This window comes from Streptomyces bullii (genome assembly GCF_042657145.1).
GTDB lineage: Bacteria > Actinomycetota > Actinomycetes > Streptomycetales > Streptomycetaceae > Streptomyces > Streptomyces bullii.
The window spans coordinates 17,811-35,907 of the sequence record NZ_JBHSNY010000002.1 but is presented as its reverse complement, the minus strand read 5'-3'; the positions used below and the strand labels follow the sequence as shown (position 1 = coordinate 35,907).

At 73.3% G+C, this 18,097-nt stretch carries 20 protein-coding genes; 10 read left to right on the top strand and 10 right to left on the bottom strand.

The features are described from left to right. The first annotated feature begins 65 nt into the window (after positions 1 to 65). Entirely contained in the window at positions 66 to 947 is an 882-nt protein-coding gene (locus tag ACFPZJ_RS04360) for a universal stress protein (protein WP_381017440.1), read from the top strand. A 1-nt stretch (position 948) separates the two neighbouring features. Here the strand turns inward: ACFPZJ_RS04360 and ACFPZJ_RS04355 are convergent, their stop codons facing one another. The 3 genes from ACFPZJ_RS04355 to ACFPZJ_RS04345 form a co-directional block, all read right to left on the bottom strand. After that, on the bottom strand, positions 949 to 2,223 hold the full coding sequence (locus ACFPZJ_RS04355; protein WP_381017437.1) for a DUF4032 domain-containing protein: 1,275 nt from the start codon (positions 2,221 to 2,223) through the stop codon (positions 949 to 951). Positions 2,224 to 2,262: 39 nt separating this feature from the next. Beyond that, entirely contained in the window at positions 2,263 to 3,009 is a 747-nt protein-coding gene (locus ACFPZJ_RS04350) for an MBL fold metallo-hydrolase (protein ID WP_381017435.1), read from the bottom strand. A 118-nt stretch (positions 3,010 to 3,127) separates the two neighbouring features. Beyond that, complete coding sequence (locus ACFPZJ_RS04345) at positions 3,128 to 3,760, bottom strand: alpha-ketoglutarate-dependent dioxygenase AlkB (protein ID WP_381017432.1); 633 nt, start codon at positions 3,758 to 3,760, stop codon at positions 3,128 to 3,130. 176 nt (positions 3,761 to 3,936) lie between these two features. Here ACFPZJ_RS04345 and ACFPZJ_RS04340 point away from each other — a divergent pair, with 176 nt between their 5' ends. Both ACFPZJ_RS04340 and ACFPZJ_RS04335 read left to right on the top strand, forming a co-directional pair. Continuing rightward, a complete protein-coding gene (locus ACFPZJ_RS04340; protein ID WP_381017429.1) occupies positions 3,937 to 4,548 on the top strand; it encodes a TetR/AcrR family transcriptional regulator in 612 nt (203 codons plus the stop codon). A gap of 26 nt (positions 4,549 to 4,574) precedes the next feature. Further along, positions 4,575 to 6,248, top strand: a complete 1,674-nt coding sequence (locus ACFPZJ_RS04335) for an FAD-binding dehydrogenase (RefSeq protein WP_381017426.1) — start codon at positions 4,575 to 4,577, stop codon at positions 6,246 to 6,248. Positions 6,249 to 6,255: 7 nt separating this feature from the next. Here the strand turns inward: ACFPZJ_RS04335 and ACFPZJ_RS04330 are convergent, their stop codons facing one another. Further along, positions 6,256 to 6,609, bottom strand: coding sequence for a DUF488 domain-containing protein (locus tag ACFPZJ_RS04330; protein ID WP_381017424.1), 354 nt, complete (start codon positions 6,607 to 6,609; stop codon positions 6,256 to 6,258). Positions 6,610 to 6,760: 151 nt separating this feature from the next. On the opposite strand from ACFPZJ_RS04330, the gene ACFPZJ_RS04325 reads away from it, so the two are divergent. Beyond that, complete coding sequence (locus ACFPZJ_RS04325; RefSeq protein WP_381017421.1) at positions 6,761 to 7,210, top strand: DUF6098 family protein; 450 nt, start codon at positions 6,761 to 6,763, stop codon at positions 7,208 to 7,210. Positions 7,211 to 7,279: 69 nt separating this feature from the next. On the opposite strand, the gene ACFPZJ_RS04320 is transcribed toward ACFPZJ_RS04325, so the two are convergent. Both ACFPZJ_RS04320 and ACFPZJ_RS04315 read right to left on the bottom strand, forming a co-directional pair. Continuing rightward, positions 7,280 to 7,531 (bottom strand): WhiB family transcriptional regulator, encoded by a 252-nt coding sequence (locus ACFPZJ_RS04320; protein WP_381017418.1) that lies wholly within the window; start codon positions 7,529 to 7,531, stop codon positions 7,280 to 7,282. Positions 7,532 to 7,687: 156 nt separating this feature from the next. Then, positions 7,688 to 8,584, bottom strand: coding sequence for a LysR family transcriptional regulator ArgP (locus ACFPZJ_RS04315; RefSeq protein ID WP_381018953.1), 897 nt, complete (start codon positions 8,582 to 8,584; stop codon positions 7,688 to 7,690). 69 nt (positions 8,585 to 8,653) lie between these two features. Here ACFPZJ_RS04315 and ACFPZJ_RS04310 point away from each other — a divergent pair, with 69 nt between their 5' ends. Then, on the top strand, positions 8,654 to 9,268 hold the full coding sequence (locus ACFPZJ_RS04310; protein WP_381017416.1) for a LysE/ArgO family amino acid transporter: 615 nt from the start codon (positions 8,654 to 8,656) through the stop codon (positions 9,266 to 9,268). Between the two features lie 96 nt (positions 9,269 to 9,364). On the opposite strand, the gene ACFPZJ_RS04305 is transcribed toward ACFPZJ_RS04310, so the two are convergent. The 3 genes from ACFPZJ_RS04305 to ACFPZJ_RS04295 all read right to left on the bottom strand — a co-directional run bounded on the left by ACFPZJ_RS04305 (position 9,365) and on the right by ACFPZJ_RS04295 (position 11,915). Further along, positions 9,365 to 9,820: a cyclic nucleotide-binding domain-containing protein gene (locus ACFPZJ_RS04305; RefSeq protein ID WP_381017413.1), complete on the bottom strand. Its 456-nt coding sequence runs from the start codon at positions 9,818 to 9,820 to the stop codon at positions 9,365 to 9,367. A 333-nt stretch (positions 9,821 to 10,153) separates the two neighbouring features. Further along, positions 10,154 to 11,641, bottom strand: coding sequence for an aminotransferase class I/II-fold pyridoxal phosphate-dependent enzyme (locus ACFPZJ_RS04300; RefSeq protein ID WP_381017411.1), 1,488 nt, complete (start codon positions 11,639 to 11,641; stop codon positions 10,154 to 10,156). A 52-nt stretch (positions 11,642 to 11,693) separates the two neighbouring features. After that, positions 11,694 to 11,915, bottom strand: a complete 222-nt coding sequence (locus tag ACFPZJ_RS04295; protein ID WP_381017409.1) for a hypothetical protein — start codon at positions 11,913 to 11,915, stop codon at positions 11,694 to 11,696. A 432-nt stretch (positions 11,916 to 12,347) separates the two neighbouring features. Here ACFPZJ_RS04295 and ACFPZJ_RS04290 point away from each other — a divergent pair, with 432 nt between their 5' ends. The 5 genes from ACFPZJ_RS04290 to ACFPZJ_RS04270 all read left to right on the top strand — a co-directional run bounded on the left by ACFPZJ_RS04290 (position 12,348) and on the right by ACFPZJ_RS04270 (position 15,770). Then, positions 12,348 to 12,797 carry an ATP-binding protein gene (locus tag ACFPZJ_RS04290; protein WP_381017406.1) on the top strand — a complete coding sequence of 150 codons (450 nt, stop codon included), beginning with the start codon at positions 12,348 to 12,350 and terminating at the stop codon, positions 12,795 to 12,797. Positions 12,798 to 12,994: 197 nt separating this feature from the next. Then, entirely contained in the window at positions 12,995 to 13,852 is an 858-nt protein-coding gene (locus ACFPZJ_RS04285; protein ID WP_381017404.1) for an RNA polymerase sigma factor SigF, read from the top strand. Positions 13,853 to 13,887: 35 nt separating this feature from the next. After that, on the top strand, positions 13,888 to 14,109 hold the full coding sequence (locus tag ACFPZJ_RS04280; protein WP_381017400.1) for a DUF5133 domain-containing protein: 222 nt from the start codon (positions 13,888 to 13,890) through the stop codon (positions 14,107 to 14,109). 367 nt (positions 14,110 to 14,476) lie between these two features. Next, positions 14,477 to 15,310 (top strand): DUF1206 domain-containing protein, encoded by an 834-nt coding sequence (locus tag ACFPZJ_RS04275; RefSeq protein ID WP_381017398.1) that lies wholly within the window; start codon positions 14,477 to 14,479, stop codon positions 15,308 to 15,310. 28 nt (positions 15,311 to 15,338) lie between these two features. Continuing rightward, complete coding sequence (locus tag ACFPZJ_RS04270; protein ID WP_381017396.1) at positions 15,339 to 15,770, top strand: hypothetical protein; 432 nt, start codon at positions 15,339 to 15,341, stop codon at positions 15,768 to 15,770. Positions 15,771 to 15,791: 21 nt separating this feature from the next. Here the strand turns inward: ACFPZJ_RS04270 and ACFPZJ_RS04265 are convergent, their stop codons facing one another. Next, positions 15,792 to 18,029, bottom strand: a complete 2,238-nt coding sequence (locus ACFPZJ_RS04265) for an FUSC family protein (RefSeq protein WP_381017393.1) — start codon at positions 18,027 to 18,029, stop codon at positions 15,792 to 15,794. Between the last annotated feature and the right edge of the window lie 68 nt (positions 18,030 to 18,097).

Here is an 18,097-nt window from a genome sequence, read left to right as displayed (position 1 = left end):
GTGGGGAAGACTGGGCCCCGACACCGGGGCACACGCAGTGTCCGCGACACAGGGAGGCAGCTCGGATGACACGCCCGATCACGGCAGGGGTCGACGGATCGGAGGAGAGCCTCGCCGCGCTGGCGTGGGCGGCCCGGGAGGCCGTCCGCCGCGGAGTGGCGCTGCGGGTGGTGCACGCCTGGCGGTTCCAGCCGCACGAGGCGCTCGACGCGGTCAACGCCGGGGACGCCGACGCCCAGGCCCGTTGGGCGCGGGACGCGGTCGCCGAGGCCGCCCGCGGTGCCGCTGAACGGCACCCGGGCCTCGACGTGACCACCGACGTCCTGGGCGGCGACACCGTCGAGAGTCTGGTCGCAGCGGCCGCCGACGCCGAGATGCTGGTGCTCGGTACCCGCGGCCACGGCCGCGTGATGGGTTTCCTGCTGGGCTCCGTCGGCCAGCAGGTGCTCGTGGAGGCCGCCCGGCCCGTCGTGCTCGTCCGGGCCGGCGACCGGCCGTCGGACGAGGTCGCCGGGCACGAGATTGTTGTCGGCCAGCAGGGCGCGCCGGAGGACAGCGCCGCAGCGCTGGGCTTCGCCTTCGAGACGGCGGCGGCGCGCGGCGCCACCGTCCGCGCGGTGCGGGCCTGGACCCTGCCGCCGGTGTTCGCCTACAGCCCCGGCTCGCTCAAGCTCCTCGACGAGGCCGGGGGACTGGAGCCGTACGAGAAGAAGGCGCTGGCCACGGCGCTCCAGCCGTGGCGGGAGCGCTTCCCCGGCGTGCATGTGGTGGAGCACGTCGAGATGGGCAGCGCCGGACAGGTGCTGCTGTCGGTGGCGGGTACGGCCCAGCTGATGGTCGTCGGCCGCCGCGCCCACCGCACGGCCGTGGGCGCCCGCATCGGGTCGGTCGCGCACGGAATGCTGCACCACGCGGAGTGCCCGGTGGCGGTGGTCCCGCACACCTGAGTCACTCCGCCGCCGGCTCCAGCGGGCCGGCCGGCGACTCCAGGGCGTCGGGCGTCGGCTCCAGCGTCTCCCGGGCCTTGGGGAGGACGGTCTCGATGTAGTCCCGCACCGCCACGTCCAGCCCGATGTCGTGCTGGGCCCGTTCGGACAGGTACCAGCGGTGCTCCAGCAGCTGGTGGTACAGCTCGGCGGGGTCCATGTCGCCGCGGAGCTCGAAGGGCACTGCCCGCACGGTCGGCCGGAACACCTCGCGCACCCAGCGGTGGGCGAGGACCTCCGGGCGGGCGCCGAGGGGGTCACCGGGGGCGTAGTCGTCCTGGGTGGCCATCCAGCTCTCCAGATCGTTCAGCAGCCGCCGCGCCTGGTTCTCCTCGGTGTCCAGGCCGGTCAGCCGCAGCAGCTGGCGCTGGTGGTGGCCGGCGTCGACGACCTTGGGGACGAACGTGACGGTGTCGCCGTTGGCGGCGTGCTCGATCTGCATCTCGGCCACGTCGAAGCCGAGCTCGTTCAGACGGCGTATCCGGCGCTCGATGTAGTGGTACTTGCCCGCCGGGTACACGGAGGTGCGGGTCAGCTCCTCCCACAGACTGCGGTAGCGGGCGCAGATCTCCATGCCGAACTCGATCGGGTCGACGGAGGGGTGCAGCGCCCCGGAGGCCTCCAGGTCGAGCAGCTCGCCGCTGATGTTGACGCGGGCCAGGTCGAGGTCGTACTCGCGCTGCCCGTTGCTCAGCTGCGGGTGCAGGTCGCCGGTCTCGGCGTCCACCAGGTAGGCGGCGTACGCGCCCGCGTCGCGGCGGAAGAGGGTGTTGGACAGGGAGCAGTCGCCCCAGGCGAACCCGGCCAGGTGCAGCCGCACCAGGAGCACGGCGAGGGCGTCCATCAGCCGGTGCATGGTCGCCGGCCGCATCGTCGTCTCGAACATCGACCGGTACGGCATCGAGCCGCGCAGGTGGCGCGTGATCAGGACGCTCTCCAGCGGGGCTCCGCCGGGGTCGGTGCGGCCGGTGACCACGGCGAGCGGGTCGACCGCCGGGATGCCGATCCGGTCCAGGTCGCGCAGCAGCTCGTACTCGCGCAGCGCGGGCCGCTCGGCGAGCTCCTTGACGGCGATGACCTCGTCGCCGGCGCGGGCGTAGCGCACGACGTGGCGGGAGATGCCGCGCGGCAGCGGTACGAGGTACTCCTCCGGCCACTCCTCCAGGGGAAGGTGCCACGGCAGCTCCAACAGGAGCGCGGGGTGCTCCGGGTTCGTCGCGCTGATCTGCAGTGCCATGGGTCGGGTGTCCTTGCCTCGCCGGTGATCGGCACCACCTTAGAGGGCGCGCTCCCGGGCCAGGAGGGCCGCGTCCCGCACGGAGCCCCGGTGGACGGGCCCGTGCCCGGGCAGCAGCAGATCGCCCTCCAGACCGGCCAGCACGTCGAGGGACGCCACGGCCCGGGGGCGCTCGTGGTGGAACATGTCGGGCAGCAGGTGCGGCCCCTTCACCCGGGACGTGGGATGGCCGCTCACCAGGGCGTCGCCGGAGATCAGTACGCCCGCGTCCGGCAGGTGGTAGGCGCAGTGGCCGTCGGTGTGGCCGGGGGTGTGGACCGGCACGGGACGGCCGGGCAGGTCGAGCTTGCCCTCGGTGGGGAAGGGGCGGGGCGCGGCGACCGGGATGTGGGCCGTGCCGCCGGAGCGGAGCGCGTGCACCGCCCACGGCAGCACACCGGGCCGCCAGCCGTTCTTCAGCACCGTGCCGACGGAGACCTGGTGCAGGAAGTCCCGTCGCGCGTGCGGCACTTCCGCCTCGTGGAGGTGGACGGGTGTGCCGTAGGTGGCGCTCAGGTACTCGGCGGAGCCCAGATGGTCGTTGTGGGCGTGGGTGATCAGTACGGCCGTGACGGACTCCGGTGAACTCCCCACCGCCGCCAGCGAGGCGAGGAGCTGCGCACGGTCGCCGGGGTAGCCGGTGTCGACCAGGGTGACCGCGTCCTCCTCCTTGAGGATCACCCAGTTGGTGTTGGAGCCGTGCACCAGGTAGGTGCCGTCCGCGACTTGGTGCACATCCGCCCGCATGGCCGTCCCCGCGTGGTGAGGTCCTTGTCCGACGGGACCCAGCAAAGCAGATCACCTCCGGCGGGGGAGCGGTGGGGCGCCTCAACCCCCCCGCTGCGCGCGGGGGTTGGGCGGAGCCTCAGCCGACGCCGTGCGGGCGGAACTGGATGCTGATACGCGGTCCCGTGACACGCGTGCTCTTGGGGATCGAGTGCTCCCAGGTGCGCTGACAGGAGCCGCCCATCACGATGAGGTCGCCGTGGCCCAGCGGACGGCGCACCGCCGCCCGGCCGCCGCCCATGGGGCGCAGCAGCAGGTCGCGGGGCGTGCCCACGGACAGGATCGCGACCATCGTGTCCTCGCGCGCGCCCCGCCCGATCCGGTCGCCGTGCCAGGCGACGCTGTCCCGGCCGTCGCGGTAGTAGCACAGCCCGGCCGTGGTGAACGGTTCGCCGAGTTCGTCGGCGTAGTGCTCGCTCAGCGCGTCGCGCGCCTCGGCCAGCACGGGATGCGGCAGCGGGTCCTGCGCGCCGTAGAACGCGAGCAGCCGGGGCACGTCGACGACGTGGTCGTACATGTGACGCCGCTCCGCCCGCCACGGCACGTCGGAGGCCAGCTGTTCGAACAGTGCGTCCGAGCCGCTGAGCCAGCCGGGCAGGACGTCGATCCAGGCGCCGGAACCGAGGTCGGTCCGGCTGATCCCGCCGAGAGGCCCCAGCCGTACCTCGTCGGTCTGATCGAAAAGGGAGCCCTGGAGGTGGTGCGTGGCCATGCGTCCAGCGTAGCCGTCGATTCGAGAACTTGTTCGATCAAGGAGGGCTCGTCCGGCCAAGGGCGGGCTCGCCCGGCGCATGTCCTGGCGCAGGCTTTCGATACACCGCTGTATCGGATACGTTTCCGTATTGAACGGAGGTGGGCGCGGTGGCGGAGGGCACGACAACCGGGCGGGTGACCAGGCGGCGCGTCCGCACGCGGGGGAACCTGCTCGCCGCCGCGTTCTCCGTCTTCGCGGACAAGGGGTTCGGACACGTCTCGATCGAGGAGGTCTGCGAGGCGGCCGGCTACAGCCGGGGCGCCTTCTACTCCAACTTCGGCAGCCTCGACGAGCTGTTCTTCGCCCTGTACCGGGAGCGGGCCGACCTCATCGCGGAGCAGGTCTCCGGCGCCCTCGCCGTCGACGGCCCCGACCTCGACGTGCCCGCCGCCGTGGACCGCGTCACGGAGGTGCTGCTCCTCGACCGGGACTGGCTGCTGGTGAAGACCGACTTCCTCGTGCACGCCGCCCGCGACCCCGACGTGGCCCGGACGCTGCTCGAACACCGGGCGCGGCTGCGGCAGGCCATCGCCGACCGCCTCGCCCGCGCCCGCGGACACACCCCCCTGCCCGCCGTCCTCGGTGACGCCGACGGCGCCGCCCACGCGGTGGTCGCCGCCTACGACGGCGTCACCACCCAACTGCTGCTGGACCGCGACGTCGAACACGCCCGCGCCTGGCTCAAGCAACTGCTCACCGCCCTGCTGACCGACGGCAGCGGCATCCCCGGACACCACCGGGACTGAGGAACCGAAGGAAGGGAACGGTCGCCATGGATGCCGACGTCATCGTCGTCGGAGCGGGCCTCGCCGGCCTGGTCGCCGCGCACGAACTGACCAGCCGGGGCCGCAGGGTCGCCCTCGTCGACCAGGAGAACGCCGCCAACCTCGGCGGCCAGGCCTTCTGGTCCTTCGGAGGGCTGTTCCTCGTCGGCTCGCCGGAGCAGCGGCGCCTCGGCATCAAGGACTCCTTCGACCTCGCCTGGAACGACTGGCGGGGCAGCGCGCAGTTCGACCGGCTGGCGGACGAGGACTCCTGGGCGGTGCGCTGGGCCCGGGCATACGTCGAGTTCGCGGCGGGGGAGAAGCGGTCCTGGCTGGACGGGCACGGCATCACGTTCCTGCCCACCGTCGGCTGGGCCGAGCGCGGCGACCTGACGGCGCACGGGCACGGCAACTCCGTACCGCGCTTCCACATCGCCTGGGGCACCGGCACGGGCGTCGTCGAGCCGTTCGTCCGCTACGCCCGGCAGGCCGCGCGCGACGGGCTCCTCACCTTCCACCACCGCCACCGCGTCGACGAACTGGTCCTCGACGGCGGCGCCGCGCGGGGGGTGCGCGGCACGGTCCTGGCCGAGGACACCTCGCCCCGCGGCGTCGCCTCCAACCGCGACCCGGTCGGCGACTTCGCACTCACCGCCCAAGCCGTGATCGTCACCACCGGCGGCATAGGCGCCAACCACGACATGGTGCGCCGCTACTGGCCCGAACGGCTTGGCACCCCGCCGAAGGAGATGGTCACCGGCGTCCCCGCGTACGTCGACGGGCGGATGCTCGACATCAGCGCCGCGGCGGGGGTACGGCTGGTCAACCGCGACCGCATGTGGCACTACACCGAGGGCCTGCGGAACTGGGACCCGATCTGGCCCGGCCACGGCATCCGCATCCTGCCCGGGCCGTCCTCCCTGTGGTTCGACGCCCTCGGCCGCCGTCTGCCCGCGCCGTGCCTGCCCGGCTACGACACCCTCAGCACGCTCAGGCACCTGCGCACCACGGAGGACACGGCGGGCTACGACCACTCCTGGTTCATCCTCACCCAGAAGATCATCGAGAAGGAGTTCGCGCTGTCGGGCTCCGAGCAGAACCCCGACATCACCGCCAAGGACCGCGCCGGGTTCCTGCGCGAACGCATCCTGGGCAAGGGCGCGCCCGGACCGGTGGACGCGTTCCTGCGCAAGGGCGCGGACTTCGTGACCGCCCCCACGGTCGAACAGCTCGTCGAGAAGATGAACGGCCTGACCGACAAGCCCCTCCTCGACGCAGCCGAGATCCGCCGCCAGATCGAGGCGCGGGACCTGCAGATCGCCCACGCGTACGCCAAGGACGCCCAGATCCAGGGCATCCGCAACGCCCGCCGCTACATCGGCGACCGCCTTGGCCGCGTGGCCACCCCGCACCGCGTCCTCGACCCGGCGGCAGGCCCGCTGATCGGCGTCAAGCTGCACATCCTGACCCGGAAGACCCTCGGCGGCATCCAGACCGACCTGGACTCCCGCGCCCTCGGGGCCGACGGCACCCCGATCGACGGTCTGTACGCGGCGGGCGAGGTCGCCGGCTTCGGCGGTGGCGGCGTGCACGGCTACAACGCGCTGGAGGGCACCTTCCTCGGCGGCTGCCTCTTCTCGGGCCGGGCGGCGGGCCGGGCGGCGGCCGAGCAGACGGCCTAGGGAAGAACTAGGGCCCGCCGAGCAGACGGGCGAGCACCGCCGCGTGGCTGCTCTGCGGTGTCTTCACGGCGGTCAGCAGCGTCACGGGGCCCTTGCGGGCCAGCTCGCGGACGTGGTCCAGGAGCTCGGCCGCCTCCGGGGCGGCGAGCTCCGCCTCGTACCGCTCGCGGAACTCCTCGTACGACCCCTCACCGGCGTGGTACCAGCGGCGCAGCTCGGACGACGGGGTGAGAGCCTTCGGCCACTCGTCCACCCGGGCGGCGTCCTTCGACACGCCGCGCGGCCACAGCCGGTCCACCAGCACCCGCACGCCGTCGTCCGGCTCGGGCGGTTCCTGGACTCGGCGCACACGAACGGTCACGGTCGGGCCTTCCTGGCTGGAGGCGGGCGTGCCGTGAGCGTACTGCGGCGGTGCGGGGCCGGCGCCCGGCGCACCGCCGGGTGGACCAGCCGATTCCGTTCGCCGCGTGCGGGTACTCCGTCCGCCTGACGGCGTCGAGGGAGGTCACGACATGAACACATCGGACGGCCTGCCGGTCGTGCGGACACTCACCGAACTCACCGACCTGGTCGAACGGCACCAGGGCCTGTACGTCCGCTGGTCCCGGGGTCCGGAGACCGATCTTCCCGATCCGTCCAGCAACGACGACCTCACCGGCGTCCCCATGCCGGGCCTGTCCGCCAACCCTCTCGACGTGGAGGGGTGGTGGGAGGGCCGGCCGGTACGGCTGTGGGTGGCCCGCCGCCTGCACGACTACGCCCACCTGCCGCACGAGAAGGGGCCGGGAGTCCGGCCCTGGGTCCTGACGGGCAAGGAGACGGCACGCGGCCCGGACAACGAGCCGCTGGTCACCGACGCCAGGCCGATGTGCTGGATCGACCGGCAGGTGATCGAGGAGGCGCGGACCGAGGTGGACCGGCAGGAGAACCCGTGGGGGCCGCTGCGCCGCGGCGGCCCCTGAAACCAGTGGGCGAGACCGCGGGCCGCGGGCGGAGGCATCATGCCTCCGCCCGCGGCCCGTCCGTGCCGGTCAGGCCGCACCGCGGCGGGACGCCGCGCGGCGCTTGAGCGCCCACCGTTCCGTCTCGCTCGTGCCGCCCCACACCCCGATGGTCTGCCCCGTGTCGAGCGCCCACTCCAGGCACTCCTCACGCACCGGGCAACGTCGGCACACCGCCTTGGCCTGTTGGGTCTGCAACAGGGCCGGGCCGGAGGTGCCGATCGGGAAGAAGAGGTCGGGGTCCTCGTGCCGGCAGGCGGCGTGGTTGCGCCAGTTGTCCATGGAAAAGTCACCTGCGATCGGAGTAGATACGTCCCTTTCAAATGTCTTCTCCTTTCGGGTCACCTGTCGACGCGTGCCAAAACAGCGACGGGCACCACTGGTCGGCCGCCGGGGGCGGGGGCAGGGCCGCGTCCACCGCCGCGGGCGGCCCTCCGCCTATCCGCGCAGCGCCTCCTGCGCCGCCGTCGTCACTGCTTCGGCGACGGCCGCCAGTGCGGGTGAGTCGAGTTTCCACTGCTGCCAGTACAGCGGGACGTCGACCGCCCGTTCCGGGGCGAGTTCGACGAGCCGCCCGGCGCGCAGCAGGGGTTCCGCCTGTGCCTCCGGGAGCATTCCCCAGCCCATTCCGGCGGCGACGGCCTCGGCGAAGCCCTCCGACGTCGGCACGTAGTGCCGCCGCGCACTTGCCTCGTGGCGCCCGCCCGTGAGCCCGCGCACGAAACCGTCCTGGAAGTCGTCGCGCCGGTCGAAGAACACCACCGGTGCCTCGACCAGCACCTCCCGCAGCGGTCCGCCGAGGTGGCGGGCCGCGAAGTCCGGGTTGGCCACGGGCAGGTACCGCATCCGTCCCAGCGCCCGCACGGAGCAGCCGGGCACCGCGTCCGGGGACGAGGTCACCGCGGCCATCACCAGCCCCTCCCGCAGGAGCGCCGCCGTGTGGTCCTCGTCCTCGCGGTGCAGCTCGAAACTGAGCCGCGGCTCCTGCGGCACCCGGCGGAGGGCACCGAGGAACCAGGTCGCCAGCGAGTCCGCGTTCACCGCCACCGACACCCGTGTCGGCTCCCCGGCGCCGCTCAGTCCGAGCTCGGTGAAGGCGTCGCGTTCCAGCCGGGCCATCTGACGGGCGAGCCGCACCAGCACTTCACCGGACTCGGTGGGCCGGACCGGCTTGGTGCGCAGCAGCAGCACCCGCCCCGTGCGCTGCTCCAGCGCCTTGATCCGCTGGCTGACCGCCGACGGCGTCAGGTGCGGGGCCGCCGCGGCCGCGTCGAACGTGCCCTCGTCCACCACCGCGAGAAGGGTCCGCACCTGGTCGAGCGGAAGGTCGGTCATCACGACGGCTAATGATACGTAAGAATCCTTAGCTGTACGCCGAGTGATCGCTTCCGTAGCGTCGGGGCCATGACCAGCTCTCTCACCGCCGCGGCAGCGGGATTCGGCACCGGCCTCTCCCTCATCGTCGCCATCGGTGCCCAGAACGCCTTCGTCCTGCGCCAGGGCATCCGCCGCGACGCCGTCCTCGCCGTCGTCGGCATCTGCGCCCTGTCCGACGCCACCCTCATCGCCTTGGGCGTCGGCGGGGTCGGCGCGGTGGTCGTGGCGTGGCCGGGTGCCCTCACGGCGGTCGGCTGGATCGGCGGGGCGTTCCTGCTCTGCTACGGGGCCCTGGCCGCCCGCCGGGTGTTCCGCCCGGGCGCCGCCCTGGTGGCCGACGGTGAGGCCGCGGGCTCGCGGCGGCGGGCGGTGCTCACCTGCCTGGCGATGACATGGCTGAACCCGCACGTCTACCTCGACACCGTCTTCCTGCTCGGGTCGGTCGCCGCCGACCACGGCCCGCTGCGCTGGACCTTCGGCCTGGGCGCCGTCGTGGCCAGTGTGTGCTGGTTCGCCGCGCTGGGCTTCGGCGCCCGGCTGCTGAGCCGGTTCCTCGCCCGGCCCGCCGCCTGGCGCGTCCTGGACGGCCTGGTCGCCGCGACCATGCTCGTCCTCGGCGTCGTGCTCATCGCCGGGACCTGAGGGAGCCCGCACCGGGCACGCTCGGCCGGTGCCGGTGCCGGTGCCGGTGCCGGTGCGGGTGCGCGGGACCGGCCCGGCGCCCGTGTCGGCGGGCGTCTACAGAGCGCCGCGCCGGTGCATCGCGTACTGCTCCATGAGCTTGCCGCGGGTCATCTCCAGCCGGTGCGCGAGGATCTCCGCGACGCAGCGCACCAGCACGAACCCGAGCCGCGGATCGTCGTCGCACAGCTTGAGCACCGCGGCCGCGTCGAACTCGTAGGCCCGTACGGGGCTGAAGGCCCCGGCGCCGAAGTCCCACTGGTGCGGGGGGAACAGCCAGGACCAGCCGAGCAGATCGCCCGCGCCGAGGCTGGCCACCGTAGCCCGTTGCAGGGAGTTCACCCGCTGGTCCAGGGAGACCGCGCCGGAGCGGATGACCCAGAAGCGGTCGGCCGTGCCTCCCGCCTCGAAGATGCGGGTGTCCTCCGGGAAGGACACCTCCCGGGCGAGCTCCATCAAGCGCTGTCGCTGGGGCGGGGGGAGGGCGGTCAGAAGCTTGATCGCTTTGGTCATGGTGCGGGGCTCCTCGCCGGGCCTTCGGTTCCGGGGCTTTCCCTCTGCCCATTTCAGCCGCTGCCGCCGCCCAGGGCACCTCGGCGTACGGCACGACCTCGCGCCGCCGGGCGCCGCGCCGTCCCCGCCGCCTCCCGGTGCGCACGGGCCTCGGCAGCCCGCGCAAGAGCATGAAAAAGCCCTGGCTGGACGGGGGACACCAGCCAGGGCCGTAAGAGGTGGTAGTTGGAGGACTTGAGGTCGACTCCGTCACCACGTATGGATGAACGGTAAACCACCCGGGGGGAATTCGCCCAACCGGAACCGGGTCAAGTGACCTGTTTCACTTCGTCGTCACACGCCGCCCTCCGCGTCCCGGGCGACGACCCGGATCGTCTCCAGCTCGGGGTCGCTCGGGTCGGGCAGGTGCATGCCCGCGGCCAGCCCGGTGCGCAGGTACCGCAGCACGGGCCCGGTGAGCCGCTCACCCGGCAGGACGGCCGGGATGCCGGGCGGATACGGCGTGATCATCTCCGCCGCGACCCGGCCCGCGGCCTCGGTCACCGGCACGTCCTGGGCCGGGCCGAAGAACGCGTCCCGGGGAAGCAGGGCCTGTGCCATCCGCAGCTCGTCGGGCGGCGGCACCTCGACACGCGGGGCCCGCTCCAGGCCGGGCGCGGCCCGTGCCAGGTCCCGCAGTGCGACGAGCAGTTCGCCGGTCGTCTCCCGGTCGTCGCCGTGGGTGAGTTGCGCGCCGATGCGGCGGTGGTCGACGAGATGCGCGTCGACGCCCCTGTGCTCGCGCAGCCAGTCCGCGGCTTGGAATCCGGTGATCCCGAGCCCGTCGAGATCGATGACGACGGGCAGCGGATCGAAGTCGTCGGCCAGTCCCGGGCCGCAGAAGTCGTCCCGGTCGTTGACGTGCATCCCGTCGATCTCCTCGATGGCGGCCCGGACTTCGGCCGCCAGCTCCAGGGTGGCACCCATGAGGTCCTTGCCCCGCAGCGCCATCTGCCGGCGCCAGCCGTCCAGCCCGGCGAAGATCAGCGCCGAGGGGCTGGTGGTGCCGAGCAGGTCCGCGCGCTGCCCGAGCAGCGCGGGAGGGACGAGCCGGCCCTGCAGATGGAAGACCGAACCCTGCTCCAGGCCGCTGCCCATCTTGTGGATGCTGGTCACACAGATGTCGGCGCCCGCGTCCATCGCCCAGGAGGGCAGGTCGGGATGGAACGGCAGATGCGCGCCCCAGGCCTCGTCCACGATCAGCGGCAGCGAACGCCGGTGGCACACCTCGGCGATCGCCCGCAGATCGGCGCACGTGCCGTACGGGGTGGGACTGGTGACCAGGGCACCGCGCGCGTCGGGATGCGCCTCGAACGCCTTCTCGAAGTCCGCGGCGGACGGGGGATGGGCCAGATGCCGCTCGGCGTCCCACCGGGGCTCGACCCACACCGGCTCGATACCGGACAGGACCAGGCCCGAGACCACGGACTTGTGGGCGTCCCGGCCGATGAGAAGTTTCTCGTGAGGGCCCGCGACCGACAGCATCGCCGCCTTCACCGACAGGGAACTCCCGCACGTGCTGAAGAAGGTGTGCTCGGCGTGCACCGCGTCGGCCATCAGCCTCTGCGCCCGCTGCAGCACCCGGCCCCGGGTGAGCCGGTCGTCCAGACCGCCCGAGGCCAGGACGTCGCCGAGGAACACCGCGTCGCCGAGCACGTCCCGCACCGCGGGGTCGGCGCCGCGCGCCTGTTTGTGTCCGGGCGGCGTGAACGACAGCCGTCCCTTGCGGCGGTAGTCCTCCAGCGCTTCCAGAACCGGTGCCCGGGTGTGGTCGACTGTCATGGGCACCAGGTGCCCGGCGCGCGCTCCGGCATGCCCTGCCCGCGGGGTCCGGTCAGCCCTGCCCGGCGTGCTTGCCCGGGGTCAGGATCTCGTCCAGCACCCGCAGCACGGCCTCGTAGGCTATCGTCCGAACGGCGGCGTCGCGTGCCCCGTCCGGGTCTGATCCCCCCAACTCGTCGGTCCTCCTGCGCCACGTCCGCTCCTCCTGCACCGCGCAGGCCCTCGCGCGCTGGATACGTCGCAGCAGTTCATCCGAGTCCACTACATCGGTCATGACGTTCGCGTACCCCCGTAACGGGCCGTCATCGCGCGGATGGGCGCGCGGCGCAGAGATCGGGCACGGCGCGCGGCGGGCTCTGCGGGGCGCGGGCGGTCAGCGCGCGTACCCGGGTCCGCGGGGAACAGCCGGTGAGCGCGGTCGGCCCGGGCGCGTGCTGGCCGGAATCAGAGGCATCTGGCGGATGCCGGAGGTTTGTCCGTACCGGGAAAGGTCAGCCGGTCTATAGGGCCCGCCGGGCTCACAGACGCGTCCCGACCGCCAGGGCAGGGCCGGGGAACCGCGTCCGGGCCAGGCGCGGCGCCCGTGCGGATTGCCGCGGGCGCGTCCGGTTCCCCGGCCTGTCCTCACCGACCGGGGAGCCGGCCTCAGTCCTCGACGATCTCCGACTTCAACGACCTCTGACTCCATTGACCGGGGAGCTGCAGGATGTGCGAGGAGCGCATGACCGAATCAGTCTTCGAGCCGCCGGGCGCCGACCGGCGGGCCGGGTGGCCGCGGCGACCGTGCAAACCCGCTGAGGCGCGCCGGGCCGTCGAACGGGCCGTGGCCGAACGCTGCCGCACCACGCACAGGCCGTGCGACGCCGCCGCCCTGTCGGACGCCCTGCTCGTCGCCTCCGAGCTGACGACCAACGCCATGCTGCACGGCGGGGGTGTCACGGACTTCCGCGTCGACGTCGTCGGGCCCGGCGTCCGGGTCTCGGTGAGCGACCGCAGCGACGAACTGCCGGTGACCAAGCCGCCCACCGACCGCCAGGGCCGCCGACGGCTCGGCGGCCACGGCTGGCCGATCGTGTGCCGGCTCTCCCGCGACGTCCGGGTGTCGGACCTGCCCTCGGGGGGCAAGTGCATCACCGCCGTCGTTCCCCTGTACTGACCATGCAACGGCGGAGTCGAGAAGATTGTGCGGCGAAGCGGAGTTTGCTCCCCCGGTGGTGGGGCAGACGCAGTTTCGTGCTTCGGACCGGAGGCGCGCCTCGCGGGAGCGGTATGGCTGCTCCGGGCCGTCCTGGTGATCCGGGCAGCGCCTTCCCGCGGTAAGTCCCTGAAACGACCGTTCAGGAGCGAATCCGCATGCTGATCGATACGCCGACCAACCGTCCCGGCACGCCCGAAACGAAGACCGCCCCCCGGCGGCGCCACGACGACGCGCCCGACACCGCCGAACTCTTCGCCCGAATGGCGGAACTGGAGGACGGGCCGGAGCGTGACGCCGTCCGCGACGAGCTCGTCACGCTCTGGCTGCCCATGGCCCATCGGATCGCCGGCCGCTTCCGCGACCGCGGCGAGTCGCTCGAGGACCTGCGGCAGGTGGCCGCCCTGGGGCTGGTGAAGGCGATCGACCGGTTCGACCCGAGCCGCGGCGCCTTCGAGAGCTACGCCGTGCCGACCATCACGGGCGAGGTCAAGCGGCACTTCCGGGACCGTATGTGGGCCCTGCGGGTGCCCCGCCGGGTGCAGGAACTGCGCAACAAGGTGCGGGTGGCCCGCCGTGAACTGACGCAGAACCCGGGCAGCCCCGAGCCCTCCGTCGCCGACATCGCCGCCCACACGGGCCTGACCGAGGAAGAGGTCAGCGCCGGGCTGGAGGCCCTGGACAGCTTCAGCACGCTGTCGCTGGACGCCGAGCTGTCGGCCGACGACGACGGCTACAGCCTCGCCGACACCCTCGGCGCGGCGGACTCCTCCTACGACGTGGTGGTCGACCGCGAGTCCGCCAAGGAAGGGCTGCGCCGCCTGCCGGAACGCGAGCGGGCCATCCTCTACATGCGCTTTTTCGAGGACATGACACAGAGCCGCATCGCGGACCGGCTGGGCATCTCCCAGATGCACGTCTCGCGCCTGATCAGCCGCAGCTGCGCCCGCGTGCGCGACGAGGTGATGGGGCAGCGGCCGGGCAACCGGGGCTCCGGCGGCCACACGACGGCGTGACCGCCCCCCGACCCGACGAGGAGTGAGTGAGACACATGCTGAGGCCCGACCCCGCCGTGCTGCGCAGGCTGGTCGACGACTACGAGGCCCTGTCGGCCGCCGACGGAGCGCTCGGCTCGGCCGAGCCGAGCGCGCGGGCCCGCGACCTGGCGTACACGCTGTGCGTGTCCACCGGCACGCGGGACGTGAGACAGGCGCTCGACGCGGCACGCCGCTGGCTCGCGGCCACGCCCCGCCCCGCGTCGATGGCCGAGTGAGCACCGGCACGCCTGCCCGGGGGAGGGGTGCTCCTGCCCGTGCCGGTGCGGGGCCTGCCGCCGCGCACCGGCCGCCGGTGACCGGGCGCTGAGAACCCTCAAGAAGACGAGCAAGTCCCTCGCTCGTGGCTGACCGCACAACGGTGGCCGACGACGGCGAGGGCGGAGAGCCGTACCTGCCCGCACACGAGCGGGAGGCCCTGTGGTCTCCCGCTCGCGTGCGTCGGCCGTGGGCAACCGGCCTCACGCCGGATACGGCCCCACCGACCGGCCGCGAACAGTGCGCCGCCGGTCAGACCGCTGTGAGCCTCGTCGGCCGCGCGTGTGTGCGGGCCGAGCCGGGGCATCCGGATCCCGGGAGGTCGAGATGAACACGCGTGTGCTGGCACGGGCGGGGCGGGCCGAGGCCCGGCGGGCGAACGGCTCGGTGACGGAGGGGGCCGCACGGGCCGGCCTCACCGCGCGAGGCGTGATCTATCTGCTGGTCGGCGTCCTCGCACTGCAGATCGCCTTCGGCGACGGCGAGCGGCAGGCGGACCGCGGCGGCGCGCTCGCCGAGCTCGCCGACAAGCCGTTCGGCGCCGTGCTGCTGTGGGCGCTGGGCATCGGGCTGGTCGGGATGGCCCTGTGGCGGCTGTCGGAGGCGCTGTTCGGCGCCGCCGGGAAGGACGGCCGCAAGCCGAAGAAGCGGCTGCTGGCGACGGCCCGCTGCGCGTTCTACACCTTCGTCGCTTACTCCGTGCTGTCGTTCGCGGCCAGCCGGAACAACTCCGGCGGATCCAGCGACCAGCAGTCCCGGGACGTCACCGCCCGGCTGCTGGAGGCACCCGCCGGGCAGTGGCTGGTGGGCGCGGCCGGCGCGGCGATCGTCGTCGTGGGCGTCGGCATGGGCGTACGGGCGGTCCTCCGCAAGTACCACGACAAGCTGAAGCTCGGGCGGATGAGCCCCGGGATCCGGCGCCTGGTGGACGTCACCGGCGTGGGCGGAGGAGCGGCTCGCGGCCTGGTGTTCGCGGTGGCCGGTGCCTTCGCCGTGCGCGCCGCGGTCGACGCCGAACCCCACCGCGCCAAGGGCCTCGACGACACCCTCCGCACGTTCGCCGACACCCCGCTCGGCCCGTGGCTGCTGGTCTGTGTCGCTGCCGGTCTGGTGCTGTTCGGCGTGTTCTCCTTCGCGATGGCCCGATGGCGCCGGGTCTGAGCGGCGGCGTGCGGGGAACACGAAGCGCATGAGCGATTCCGAGATCCCGCCGGACGGCCGGCCCGTGGACGTCTACCTGGACCTCCTGCGCATCCGGATGGACACGGAGGACTACCGGCTCCTGCTGCGTGTGGTGGAGCCGGTGCTGCGCGCGATCGACGAGCAGCGTCTGTCCACCCTCGACCTCGCACTGGACGGCGGGGAGACCGACGCGCTGCCGCAGGAGATCCGCGACGAGGCCGCCCTGGTCATCGCCACCGCCGTCACCGGCCGCCTCGACAACGAGGTGATCGAGCTTCACGTCGACGAGACCGGCCCCGTGCGGGTGGTCACCGACGCGGCCACCGCGTCCGACCCGGTCCGGCTCGGCGAGATCGCCGACTACATCCGGGAGAGGCACCGCCAGAACGAGGAGCTGCGGGGCATAGCCGAGGTCAGTGGCCTGCCCACCGACTTCTGACCGGCCCGCGCCCGCCGGGGCTCAGCCCCGGGGCGCCGCCACCGGCACCTTCAGCGGCCGGGCCAGACCCACCACCGCCTCGTCCAGGCGCTCCAGATGCCGCAGCACCCGGTCGGTGATCCTGCCGTACCGAGAGGTGCCGGAGGCGTCGGACTCCAGGAGCGAGGCGATGCTGGGGCCGGTCGTGACCACGGCGGCGGCGTCCTCGTCCGCGACCCGCTCCGCGATCGTGCGGATGTTGCGCACGGTGCGCCGCGTCGCCCCGCGCAGCCGCGGGTCCGCCGCGATCGAGGGATGCGTGGGCAGCAGCTCCGCCGTCGCCGCCAGCGACCGCGCGTGGTACGCGCAGGTCTCCAGCAGCGCGACCACGTACCGCGCCGTGCTGCGGCGGGCCCGCAGCGGCGTCACCGGGTGCGTGAGCGGCTGGGTGGCGGCGCGCAGGTCGGCCAGCGCCTGGTCCAGATCCCGCGCCCTGTCCAGCAGGTCGTCGGCGGGTCCGCCGCTGAGCTGGCCGACGGCGGCGTCGGTGACGTCGGCGAGCCGCTCCAGGACGGTGCCGAGGAGCTCGTTGGTACGGCGGTCGGTGTTCACCGGCAGCACCAGGGCCGCCGCGACGACTCCGCAGGCCGCGCCCAGCGCCGTCTCCTCCACGCGCAGCACGAGCACATCCAGGCTGTAGGTGTGCAGGAGCGTGTAGAGCAGCCCCAGCATCGCGGTGACGAAGAACGACATCAGCGTGTAGGACAGCGGCGCCGTGTAGAACATCGCGAAGATCAGCAGCAGCACCAGCGCGAACGCCGTCCAAGTGTGCCGGCCGACCAGACCGGCCAGGACGATGCCCGCCACGACGCCGAACACCGTGCCCAGCAGCCGCCGATAGCCCTTGACCAGGATCTCCCCGGTGGAGGCGGTATTGAGGAACACGATCCAGCAGGTGAGCACCGCCCAGTACCAGCGCTGCGCGGACAGCAGCTCGCCGCCCACGATGGCGAGCGTCGACCCCACGGAGACCTGGACGGCGGCGCGCGTGGTGGGCCTGCGCAGCCCCGTCCGCTCCTCCTCCGGCTCGCTCTCCTCGGCGTCGATCGCGGCGTCCTCGGCGTCCAGCTCCTCCCGGGAGCGGGCCGTGGCGGGCGTGTCGTCCGACTCGTCCTGCGGCCCGTCCAGGGCGATCCGCAGCCCCAACACCGCGCGGGCGGCCTCGCCGACGCCCCGGAACACGTCCTGCACGGGCCGGGCGGCGGGCGGCAGGTTCTCCTCCTCGCGGTAGCCGAGCAGCCGGTTGCGCACCTGGGACAGCCCGGTCCCGGCGTCCCCGGCCCGTTCCACCAGCATGCGCAGCGCCATGAGATCGCGGCGCAGCGTGCCGGTGGCCTGGTCCGGCCCGGGCAGCCGGCCCACCGACGGGGCCGGCGCGCCCGGCAGGTGCAGGGTCAGCGTGTCGGCCCCCTCGGCGCTGCGCGCCGACAGCACGAGCAGGCCCAGCCGCTCGGCGGCGATCTCCGCGTCCGCGATCCGCCGTTGCACCAGCCGGGCCACGGATTCGTCCGGCGTTCCCTCCTCCAGACGGCCCTGGATCATCATTGCCGTCTCGTGCAGCCGGGCGGTGCCGTCGCGCACCGCCTCCAGCGCCTTGTCGACCTCGTCCGGCCCGGCGTCCAGCAGGTCGATCTGCGCCGTCACCAGCTGGGCCAGGCGCGCCCGGAACGCCCGGCGCAGCCCCAGCAGAACACGGGCGGGCGTCGCGGGCACCACGGCGAAACGCACCACGGCACTGCAGACGAACGCCACCGCGACGGCCCCGCACAGCTCCGGCAGCGCCGAAGGGCCGGCGCCGACGAAGAGGGACAGGAAGTAGACCTGGAACGCGATCAGCCCGAGCGCGGTGCCGCGGTCGCCGAACCGGCGGCCGTAGACCGCGCAGAAGATCAGCACGACGAAGAAGACGTCCCCGACGACGACCCGCGTGTGCAGCACCGCGGCCAGGGACACGGACGCCAGCGCCACCGGCAGCCCCAGCGCGAGCGTGACGGCCTGCGCGGCGGGCTGCTTCTCCCGGATGGCGAACGTGGCGGCCATCGCCGCCATCGCCCCGGCCACCAGATGCGTCACGTCGGACCGCAGCACGGTGAGCACGGCCAGCGTCAGCGCGATGGCGCCCACCGTCCGCAGCCCGGCCGTCAGCCGCAGCAGCCCGGGATCGGACGCCGCGACGCGGTCCTTCAGCCGTGCCCGCACCGAGCGTCCCGCTGTCCTCACGCCGCCGTACTCTCTCCCCTTCATGCCGGAACCCGGCCGTCGGCCGGCATGCCGCGGACCGGATCCCG

Bases quoted from the DNA above. Each gene is read 5' to 3' on its own strand.
- ACFPZJ_RS04360 (WP_381017440.1), top strand. From the start codon at position 66: ATGACACGCCCGATCACGGCAGGGGTCGACGGATCGGAGGAGAGCCTC.
- ACFPZJ_RS04355 (WP_381017437.1), bottom strand. From the start codon at position 2,223: ATGGCACTGCAGATCAGCGCGACGAACCCGGAGCACCCCGCGCTCCTG.
- ACFPZJ_RS04350 (WP_381017435.1), bottom strand. From the start codon at position 3,009: ATGCGGGCGGATGTGCACCAAGTCGCGGACGGCACCTACCTGGTGCAC.
- ACFPZJ_RS04345 (WP_381017432.1), bottom strand. From the start codon at position 3,760: ATGGCCACGCACCACCTCCAGGGCTCCCTTTTCGATCAGACCGACGAG.
- ACFPZJ_RS04335 (WP_381017426.1), top strand. From the start codon at position 4,575: ATGGATGCCGACGTCATCGTCGTCGGAGCGGGCCTCGCCGGCCTGGTC.
- ACFPZJ_RS04325 (WP_381017421.1), top strand. From the start codon at position 6,761: ATGAACACATCGGACGGCCTGCCGGTCGTGCGGACACTCACCGAACTC.
- ACFPZJ_RS04320 (WP_381017418.1), bottom strand. From the start codon at position 7,531: ATGGACAACTGGCGCAACCACGCCGCCTGCCGGCACGAGGACCCCGAC.
- ACFPZJ_RS04315 (WP_381018953.1), bottom strand. From the start codon at position 8,584: ATGACCGACCTTCCGCTCGACCAGGTGCGGACCCTTCTCGCGGTGGTG.
- ACFPZJ_RS04310 (WP_381017416.1), top strand. From the start codon at position 8,654: ATGACCAGCTCTCTCACCGCCGCGGCAGCGGGATTCGGCACCGGCCTC.
- ACFPZJ_RS04305 (WP_381017413.1), bottom strand. From the start codon at position 9,820: ATGACCAAAGCGATCAAGCTTCTGACCGCCCTCCCCCCGCCCCAGCGA.
- ACFPZJ_RS04300 (WP_381017411.1), bottom strand. From the start codon at position 11,641: ATGACAGTCGACCACACCCGGGCACCGGTTCTGGAAGCGCTGGAGGAC.
- ACFPZJ_RS04295 (WP_381017409.1), bottom strand. From the start codon at position 11,915: ATGACCGATGTAGTGGACTCGGATGAACTGCTGCGACGTATCCAGCGC.
- ACFPZJ_RS04290 (WP_381017406.1), top strand. From the start codon at position 12,348: ATGTGCGAGGAGCGCATGACCGAATCAGTCTTCGAGCCGCCGGGCGCC.
- ACFPZJ_RS04285 (WP_381017404.1), top strand. From the start codon at position 12,995: ATGCTGATCGATACGCCGACCAACCGTCCCGGCACGCCCGAAACGAAG.
- ACFPZJ_RS04280 (WP_381017400.1), top strand. From the start codon at position 13,888: ATGCTGAGGCCCGACCCCGCCGTGCTGCGCAGGCTGGTCGACGACTAC.
- ACFPZJ_RS04275 (WP_381017398.1), top strand. From the start codon at position 14,477: ATGAACACGCGTGTGCTGGCACGGGCGGGGCGGGCCGAGGCCCGGCGG.
- ACFPZJ_RS04270 (WP_381017396.1), top strand. From the start codon at position 15,339: ATGAGCGATTCCGAGATCCCGCCGGACGGCCGGCCCGTGGACGTCTAC.